Genomic DNA, 8,941 nt, shown 5'->3' with positions numbered 1-8,941 from the left:
GACGGGCAGCAGCCTGCCCGTCGACCGGACGAGGGGGAGGGAGCGTCATGACGCGAGCGGTTGTGGTGGGGGGCAGCATCGCCGGGCTACTGGCGGCGGCCGCGCTGGCCGGGACGTTCGACGAGGTCCTGGTGTTGGAGCGGGACCGGCTCGGCGCGGACGAGGGCTTCCGCCCGGGGGCGCCACAGGCGCGGCACGCACACGGGATGCTGCTGCGCGGGGCACAGGCGGTCGAGCGGCTGCTGCCCGGGCTGCAGGAGGAACTGCGGGCGGATGGGGCTGCGGTGGTCGACATGGGGGAACGGCTCCTGGTCTCGAACCAGGGGCAGGCGGCCCCCCGGCAGGCGCTCGGGCTGCCGCTGCAGCTGTTCAGCCGGAACTTCCTGGAGACCAGGATGCGGCACAGGGTCGAGGCCCTGCCCGGAGTGACGGTGCGGGACGCCACCTCGGTGACCGGGCTCTGCGCAGCGCACGGCGGGACGCGGATCACCGGGGTGACCGTCCAGGCCGCCGGAGAGAACGATGCGCCGGTCGCCTCGGCCGAGGTGATCGACGCCGACCTGGTGGTCGATGCCAGCGGGCGGAACTCGCGGGCCGCCAACTGGCTCGGCGCACTGGGGTATCCGGCACCGGAGGAAGTCGTGGTCGATGCCGGGCAGTCCTACGTCACCGCGTGGCTGGACCGGCACGACGCGCTGTCGGACACCGGCGGCGCGGTCTACGAGATCGGGCAGCACCGGGCGCGCGGCCGGGGCGGCATGGGCGTGGCCATCGAGGGCGGCCGGATCCAGGTACTGCTGTTCGGACGCGGCTCGGACCAGCCGTCGACCGACCCGGCGGAGTTCCGGGTCCAGGCCCGGCGACTCGGTTCGCCGATGCTCACCGCGCTGGCCGAGGCGGTCGGTCCCGGGACGCCGCTCTACACCTATGCGAAGCTCATCAACCGCCGTCGGCTCCACCACCGGATGCCGCGCCGGCCCGAGCGGTTCGTGGTCATGGGCGACGCACTGTGCATCTTCAATCCCGTCTACGGGCAGGGGATGACGGTCGCCGCCCTGCAGGCCGAGGACCTGCGGACCGGAGCCGCCCGACTGCTGCGTGCCCCGGGCGGAACCCGCGCCCTCCAGCGCCGGCTCGCCCGCCGTACGTCGGTGCCCTGGCTGCTCGCGACGGCACAGGACTCGCGGTGGACGGACCGGCCGTCGCCGCTGAGCCCGGTGTGCGGCTGGCTGTTGAACCGGATGGTGGCCCGCATCGCGGAAAGCCCGCAGCTGCACAAGGGGTTCCTGCAGATCCTCCAGCTGGTCGGGCCCACCGCACTGGCCGACCCGCGCGCCCTGTACGCCCTGCTCCGCCCAGGGCCCACCCGCCGTAGCCGGAGGGCGGGTTGACCGGCTGAGCAGCCACCTGGAACTCAGTCTGAGGAGACCGAGCCGTTTCCCCGTGCAGGATGGTGAGTGGGGTCGTTCTCCATGGTGACGGCTCAGTAGTCGATGCGGTCGGCCCGCGCGAGCCACACGTCGAACGGGGCCGTACGGTACGGCAGGTCCAGCTGCTGGACCGGCATCGGCCACAGCGGTTCGACCTTCTTCTCGAACAGGTCGTAGAACCTGCGGTCGTCGAAACCGGCCACCGCGGCATCGTGCCGATCGGCGCAGTAGACGATCCGACCGACTCGCGCCCACAGCGCCGAGGAGAGGCACATCGGGCACGGCTCGCACGAGGTGACCAGGACGCAGCCCTCGAGCGAGAAGGTGCCCAGTTGCTTGCAGGCGGATCGCATCGCGCTGACCTCGGCGTGCGCCGTCGGGTCCAGGGTCGCGGTGACCTGATTGTTCCCGAACGCGATGATCTCGCCGTCCTCGACGACCAGTGCGCCGAACGGACCGCCGCCGTTCGTCACGCTTTCGGTGGCCAATCTGATCGCTTCGTGCATCCAGGCGCGCTCGAGGCCCTGGATGCCCGTTTCTTGAGTGTGCGCGGTCATGGTCATTCCTTTCGGAGACGGTGGGAGAGTTCCCGAATGCTCTGTTCGCACGGCCGGACGATCTCGATGCGCCGACCGGATGACTTCTCCGGCGCGGACGGGAAGCCCGATCCTCATCCGTTGCGACTCGTTCGAGGAGTACATCGCCGACCGAACGAAGTCGGTCAGGGGTGGAAGGCATGAAGACGTACGGAAACCCTGACGGCCCCTTCGTAGAGTTCTACAAGGATCGCTCTGCCCGTACCATCGCAGGTAGTTGACGTCACATCAGCAGTTGGCCCATCGCCCCAGGTCAGGTGACCGCTCCTCGATCACCGCCGCTCTCGGGGGCCCGAGGACAAGCCCTTGACCCGGCTGTCCGCAGCCGCTACTTTGCGGTAGCAGACGACCCATGACGACCGGAAGGAGGCGACCCTCGGATGAACACCGACTCTGATCTCTGTCGCCTCGCCCACGACACGGTCTGGGTTGCGGGTCGGATCGCACACGGCTGCTGAGTACGCCGTTCCGGGTGCCCGTCCGTGGCACGTTCCGCTTTCCCGTCATGACCTCCGGCACGTCACTTTTGCGTGCCGCTTTCCCGCCCGCTCCTCGCGCGTGGCGCGTCTGAACACAGAAAGCTGCCTGAAATTGGCGAACAGTGATGAAACGACCGATCTCCCACCGACGCCAAGGCGCGCCACGTTGAGCGCACGGATCACGGTCAACGGCAAGGAAGCACCGATTTCACCGGCCGCGCCGCACACCACGGTGTTGGATTTCCTGCGCGACCGTGGCCTCACCGGCACCAAGGAGGGCTGCGCCGAGGGTGAATGCGGCGCCTGTTCGATCCTGGTGGCCCGTCCCGGGGTGAACAAGCCCACCGACTGGGTGGCGGTCAACGCCTGCCTGGTCCCGGTCGCGGCGCTCGACGGTCAGGAGATCGTCACCTCCGAAGGTCTCGCCACCGTCGGCGGGCCCGGCACGCCCCCCACCCTGCACCCGGTGCAGCAGGAGATGGCGGTCCGCGGCGGCTCCCAGTGCGGTTACTGCACACCGGGGTTCATCTGCAGCATGGCCTCCGAGTACTACCGGCCCGACCGCTGCGCGCACCCGGGCTCGGACCCGGACTCGGCCCCGTACTCAGACTCGGACGCGGCGGACAGCACCGGTACCGAGCACGGCCCGAACGGCTTCGATCTGCACTCACTGAGCGGAAACCTGTGCCGCTGCACCGGCTACCGCCCGATTCGCGATGCCGCGTTCGCCCTCGGTGCCCCCACCGACGAGGACCCGCTGGCGCGGCGTCGCGAGCAGTCCCCGCCCGAACCGGTCGCCACCGAATACGTCCAGGGCGACCGCGCGTTCCTGCGCAGGGGCACGCTGGCCGAAACCGTGCACCTGCTGCGCGAGCAGCCCGACGCGGTGGTGGTCGCCGGCTCCACCGACTGGGGGGTGGAGGTGAACATCCGTTCCCGCCGGGCGGATTGCGTGGTCGCCGTCGACCGGCTGTCCGAACTGCGGGAGCTGCGGGTCGAATCCGACCACATCGAGATCGGTGCGGCGCTGACGCTCACCGAGATCGAGCGCCGCCTCAACGGCAGCGTCCCGCTGCTCGCCGAGCTGTTCCCGCAGTTCGCCTCCCGACTCATCCGCAACAACGCGACCTTGGGCGGCAACCTGGGTACCGGCTCCCCCATCGGTGACAGCCCCCCGGTGCTGCTCGCGCTGGAGGCCTCGGTGGTGCTCGCCAGCGCCGACGGTGAGCGCGAGGTCCCGCTGGCGGACTACTTCACCGGATACCGACAGAGCGTGCGCCGCCCTGACGAGCTGATCCGCGCGGTGCGCATCCCGGTGCCGCTGTCCCCGGTCACGGCCTTCCACAAGATCGCCAAACGGCGCTTCGACGACATCTCCAGCGTGGCGGTCGCCTTCGCCCTCGACGTCGAGGACGGGACCGTCCGCAAGGCACGCATCGGCCTGGGCGGTGTGGCCGCCACCCCGATCCGCGCCCTCGCCGCCGAGGCGGCCCTGGAGGGCAGGCCCTGGACGGCGGAGACCGTCGAGGCCGCGGCCCGGGAGCTGCGGGCCGTCGGCACACCGATGACCGATCACCGCGCCAGCGCCGAGTACCGCTCCGCGATGCTCGGCCAGAGCCTGCTGAAGCTGTACGCGCGAACCACCGAGGCGGTGTCGTCATGAGTCAGCTGTCCGAACGCCCCGACCGGCCGGTCGTCGGCACCTCGATGCCGCACGAGAGCGCCCACCTGCACGTCACCGGGACCGCGCTCTACACCGACGACCTGGTCCACCGCACCAAGGACGTGCTGCACGCCTACCCGGTCCAGGTCATGAAGGCCCACGGCAGGATCACCGCGCTGCGCACCGAGCCCGCGCTCACCGTGCCCGGTGTGGTCCGCGTGCTGACCGTTGCCGACGTGCCCGGCGTCAACGACGCCGGGATGAAGCACGACGAACCACTGTTCCCCGACGAGGTCATGTTCCACGGCCACGCGGTCGCCTGGGTGCTCGGCGAGACCCTGGAGGCGGCCCGGCTCGGAGCCGCGGCGGTCGAGGTGGAACTCGACGAACAGCCCTCCCTGATCACGCTGCGGGACGCGATCGCGGCCGGCAGTTTTCACGGCGCCCAGCCCGTGATGCTGACCGGCGACGTCGAAGCCGGCTTCGCCGACTCGGCCCACGTGTTCACCGGCGAGTTCCAGTTCTCCGACCAGGAACACTTCTACCTCGAGACCCACGCGGCACTCGCCCACATCGACGAGGCCGATCAGGTGTTCGTCCAGAGCAGCACCCAGCACCCCTCGGAGACGCAGGAGATCGTCGCCCACGTGCTCGGACTGCACAGCCACGAGGTGACCGTGCAGTGCCTGCGGATGGGTGGCGGCTTCGGTGGCAAGGAGATGCAGCCGCACGGGTTCGCGGCCGTCGCCGCGCTCGGCGCCAAGCTGACCGGTCGGCCGGTCCGGGTGCGCCTCAACCGGACCCAGGACCTGACCATGTCCGGCAAGCGGCACGGCTTCCACGCCACGTGGAAGATCGGCTTCGACTCCGAGGGCCGCATCCAGGCCCTGGACGCCACCCTGACCGCGGACGGCGGCTGGAGCCTGGACCTGTCCGAGCCGGTGGTGGCCCGCGCGCTGTGCCACATCGACAACACCTACTGGATTCCCAACGCGCGCGTCGCCGGGCGCATCGCCAAGACCAACAAGGTCTCCAACACCGCGTTCCGCGGCTTCGGCGGACCGCAGGGCATGCTGGTGATCGAGGACGTCCTGGGCCGCTGCGCGCCGCTGCTCGGCCTGGATCCGATGGAGTTGCGGGAGCGCAACTTCTACCAGCCGGGCCAGGGCCAGTCGACGCCGTACGGACAGCCCGTCGCCCAGGCCGAACGGATCTCCGAGATCTGGCGGCAGGTTCAGGAGAACGGCGGCACCTCCGATCGCAGGCGCGAGATCGCGGCCTTCAACGCCGCGCACCCGAACACCAAGCGGGCGCTGGCGATCACCGGCATCAAGTTCGGAATCTCCTTCAACCTCACCGCCTTCAACCAGGGCGGCGCGCTGGTGCTGATCTACAAGGACGGCTCGGTCCTGATCAACCACGGCGGCACCGAGATGGGCCAGGGCCTGCACACCAAGATGCTGCAGGTGGCCGCGACGACCCTGGGCATCCCGCTGCACAAGGTGCGGCTGGCCCCGACGCGAACCGACAAGGTGCCCAACACCTCTGCCACCGCGGCCAGTTCCGGCGCGGACCTGAACGGTGCGGCGGTGAAGAACGCCTGCGAGCAGTTGCGCGAGCGGCTGCTGCGGGTGGCCGGCACCCAGCTGGGTGCGAACGCCTCCGACGTCCGCATCGTCGACGGCGTCGCGCGCGTCCTCGGCAGCGACCGGGAGCTGGCCTGGGACGACCTGGTGCGCAGCGCGTACTTCCAGCGGGTCCAGCTGTCGGCGGCCGGTTACTACCGGACCGAGGGGCTGCACTGGGACGCGAAGACGTTCAGGGGCTCGCCGTTCAAGTACTTCGCCTACGGCGCCGCCGCGACCGAGGTGGAGGTGGACGGCTTCACCGGTGCGTACCGCATCCGGCAGGTGGACATCGTGCACGACGTCGGCGACAGCCTGTCGCCCATGATCGACATCGGTCAGGTCGAGGGCGGTTTCGTGCAGGGCACGGGCTGGCTGACGCTCGAGGACATGCGGTGGGACAGCGGTGACGGGCCCGACCGCGGCCGGCTGCTGACCCAGGCCGCGAGTACCTACAAGCTGCCGAGCTTCTCGGAGATGCCCGAGAGGTTCAACGTCACGCTGCTGGAGAACGCCACCGAGGAAGGCGCGGTGTACGGGTCCAAGGCGGTGGGTGAGCCTCCGCTGATGCTGGCGTTCTCGGTTCGGGAAGCCTTGCGGCAGGCCGCCGCCGCGTTCGGGCCGAGCGGGGTCAGCGTCGAGTTGGCCTCGCCCGCGACGCCGGAGGCGGTGTACTGGGCGATCCAGGCGGCTCGCCGGGGCGAGGTCTCCGGGAAGGGTGTCACCGCGACCGGTGCCTCGGGGAACGGTACCTCGGGGAACGGTGTCGCGCGCAACGGTCTTGTCAGCGATGGCCGCTCCGGGAACGGGCACGCCGGCAACGGCGGGAGCCGAACCGACGCAGAAGCCCTGAGCGGTGCCTGACATGACCTGGGTCACCGCGGTCGCGCGGCTGCGAGCACGCCGGGAGCACGGCGTGCTGGTGACCGTCGCGACCGTGCGCGGCCATGCCCCGCGGGACGCCGGCGCGAAGCTCGTGGTCGGGCAGACCGGGACGTGGGGCTCGATCGGCGGCGGCAACGTCGAGGCCGTCTCGATCGATCGGGCCCGGGAGATGATCGCCACGTCCAAGCCGGAGCCGGAGCTGATGGATTTCGCTCTGAACGACAAGGTGACCAACCGCCACGGCGTGCAGTGCTGCGGCGGTACGGTCGCGGTACTGCTCGAACCGCTGCCGGTGGTACCGGCGGTGGCGGTCTTCGGCGTCGGGCACGTCGGGCTGGAACTGGCGCGCATCCTGGCACGACAGGACCTCGACCTGCACCTGATCGACACCCGCCCCGACGTCCTCACCGACGAACGGCTCTCCGTGCTGGCGGACGCGGTGGCGCAGGTGCACGTGCATCACACGCCGCTGCTGCCCGAGGAGATCCTGGAGGAACTGCCGCGCGGCACCCACGTCCTGATCATGACCCATGATCACGCCGAGGACGCCGCCCTGTGCGACGCCGCCTTGCGCACCACCCATCTCGGCTCCATCGGGCTGATCGGGTCGGCGAGCAAGTGGGCGCGGTTCCGCAAACGCCTGGCCGGCGAGGGAGGTCACGACGAGGCCACCATCGCCCGGATCAGGACCCCGATCGGGCTGGCCGACATCACCGGCAAGGAACCCGCGACGATCGCCGTGAGCGTCGCGGCGGATCTGCTGCGCACCTTCGAAGCCGAGCGGAACTGATCCTCGAACCTCGAACCGGACCGACGGGGGTGCCCCGCGCTCGTGCACCCGCACGCACTCGGGGCACTCCCTGCATCGCGGCGTTCCGGCCGCGGCAGGAGCCCAGGGCGGCCCTGACCAGGACGACGTCGGGCCCTCGTACCGAGTGCGCAGCGCGCCCGCGCGGACCGGTGGGCATCACAAGACGGTTTCGAAACCGCCCCGGAGGCAAAGCTGAGCTTGACTCAGGCCTGAACGGGGCGTTTTCTTTTGCTCCATCGCGTTTGATTGCGATGCTTTCTGATCGATTCTGTTGCTACTGGCTGATCGGCCCCCACCCTCAGGAGCCCCACCATGCACCTCTCCCCCCGCGGCCGCCTGGCCCCGCTCGCCGCGCTGAGCCTGGTCACCGCCTTCGGCCTGACGGCCTGTTCCACCGGGCAGACCTCCTCCTCCGGCGCCGACGCCTCGGTGGCCCCGGTCTCCGGCAAGGTCTCGATCACCTACCTGCAGAAGCAGGGCGACCAGCAGTACTTCGTGGACGAGGCCGCCGGCGCCAAGGCCAAGGCGGCCGAGCTGGGCGCCGACCTGAAGGTCGTCAACCTGGGCAACGACGCCAACAAGACGGTCAGCGAGGTGCAGGCCGCGATCGCCCAGAAGAGCAACGGCCTGATCATCGTGGTGCCGGACCCGGCGGTCGGCCCGCAGGTCGTCCAGACCGCCCGGGACGCCAAGGCCGCCCTGCTCACCTCCGACGACCAGGTCTGCGCGAGCGGCCCCTCCCCGACCCAGTGCGCCGCGGGCGACCTGGTCCCCCGGATCGGCTTCTCCGGCCAGCAGATGGGCCAGCAGGTCGGCCAGCGCGCCGCGGAGGAGTTCAAGAAGGCCGGCTGGAACCCCGCGGACACCCGGATCATCTCCGCCTGGAAGCAGGACGTGACCGTCTGCGGCGACCGGGTCAAGGCCGCGAAGGCCGCCTTCGACCAGGCCGCGCCGGGCGTGCAGAACCTCGATGTGGCCACCGACAACACGCCGACCGGCGCGCAGGACAAGGTGGCCGCCACCATCACCGCCAACGCCGGCGTCAAGCACTGGGTGGTGTGGGGCTGCAACGACGAGAACGTCCAGGGTGCCGTCACCGCCCTGCAGAACGCCGGGGTCAGCCCCGACGACATCGACGGCGTCGGCCTCGGCGCCTACCTGGCGTGCAAGGACTGGGCCTCCGGCAAGCCCTCCGGCATGAAGGCCGCCCTGTTCATCAACGGCAAGGACGTCGGCGCCCTGTCGGTGCAGACGATGTACGACAAGCTCAAGAACGGCAAGGACTTCCCCAAGGAGGCCTTCGCCCCGACCAAGATGGTCGACGCCGCGACCTGGCAGTCCGCGGGCGTGTCCTGCAGCTGACGCCGCACCGGGAGCGGCGCATCCGCAGCTTCCAGCCGCGCCGGGGCCGGATGACCAACGCCCAGGCGAGCGCCCTGGACCGGAGCTGGG

The 8,941-nt window shown here is 70.5% G+C and carries 6 protein-coding genes; 5 read left to right on the top strand and 1 reads right to left on the bottom strand.

Features of this window, described 5'->3' with window-relative positions:
- The first annotated feature begins 47 nt into the window (after positions 1-47).
- A complete protein-coding gene (locus ACWCYO_RS39485; RefSeq protein ID WP_449786909.1) occupies positions 48-1,391 on the top strand; it encodes an FAD-dependent monooxygenase in 1,344 nt (447 codons plus the stop codon).
- 92 nt (positions 1,392-1,483) lie between these two features.
- Here the strand turns inward: ACWCYO_RS39485 and ACWCYO_RS39480 are convergent, their stop codons facing one another.
- Complete coding sequence (locus ACWCYO_RS39480; RefSeq protein WP_449786908.1) at positions 1,484-1,987, bottom strand: nucleoside deaminase; 504 nt, start codon at positions 1,985-1,987, stop codon at positions 1,484-1,486.
- 684 nt (positions 1,988-2,671) lie between these two features.
- Here ACWCYO_RS39480 and ACWCYO_RS39475 point away from each other — a divergent pair.
- From ACWCYO_RS39475 to ACWCYO_RS39460, 4 genes are all read left to right on the top strand, one after another.
- On the top strand, positions 2,672-4,168 hold the full coding sequence (locus ACWCYO_RS39475) for a xanthine dehydrogenase small subunit (protein ID WP_449786907.1): 1,497 nt from the start codon (positions 2,672-2,674) through the stop codon (positions 4,166-4,168).
- Complete coding sequence (gene xdhB, locus ACWCYO_RS39470) at positions 4,165-6,657, top strand: xanthine dehydrogenase molybdopterin binding subunit (protein ID WP_449786906.1); 2,493 nt, start codon at positions 4,165-4,167, stop codon at positions 6,655-6,657. The genes ACWCYO_RS39475 and xdhB overlap by 4 nt, the downstream gene beginning before the upstream one ends.
- Position 6,658: 1 nt before the next feature.
- The gene (xdhC, locus tag ACWCYO_RS39465; protein WP_449786905.1) at positions 6,659-7,468 is read left to right on the top strand and encodes a xanthine dehydrogenase accessory protein XdhC; all 810 of its coding nucleotides are present in this window, start codon (positions 6,659-6,661) and stop codon (positions 7,466-7,468) included.
- A gap of 333 nt (positions 7,469-7,801) precedes the next feature.
- Positions 7,802-8,851 (top strand): substrate-binding domain-containing protein, encoded by a 1,050-nt coding sequence (locus ACWCYO_RS39460; RefSeq protein ID WP_270149814.1) that lies wholly within the window; start codon positions 7,802-7,804, stop codon positions 8,849-8,851.
- Positions 8,852-8,941: the final 90 nt, after the last annotated feature.

The organism is Kitasatospora sp. NPDC001683, from assembly GCF_053596495.1.
Note: the sequence above shows the minus strand (reverse complement) of the source record. Positions and strands in the feature narration are given on the sequence as shown.

Coding starts and splice junctions, on each gene's coding strand:
- ACWCYO_RS39460 (WP_270149814.1), top strand. CDS start 7,802: ATGCACCTCTCCCCCCGCGGCCGCCTGGCCCCGCTCGCCGCGCTGAGC.
- ACWCYO_RS39480 (WP_449786908.1), bottom strand. CDS start 1,987: ATGACCGCGCACACTCAAGAAACGGGCATCCAGGGCCTCGAGCGCGCC.
- xdhC (WP_449786905.1), top strand. CDS start 6,659: ATGACCTGGGTCACCGCGGTCGCGCGGCTGCGAGCACGCCGGGAGCAC.
- ACWCYO_RS39485 (WP_449786909.1), top strand. CDS start 48: ATGACGCGAGCGGTTGTGGTGGGGGGCAGCATCGCCGGGCTACTGGCG.
- xdhB (WP_449786906.1), top strand. CDS start 4,165: ATGAGTCAGCTGTCCGAACGCCCCGACCGGCCGGTCGTCGGCACCTCG.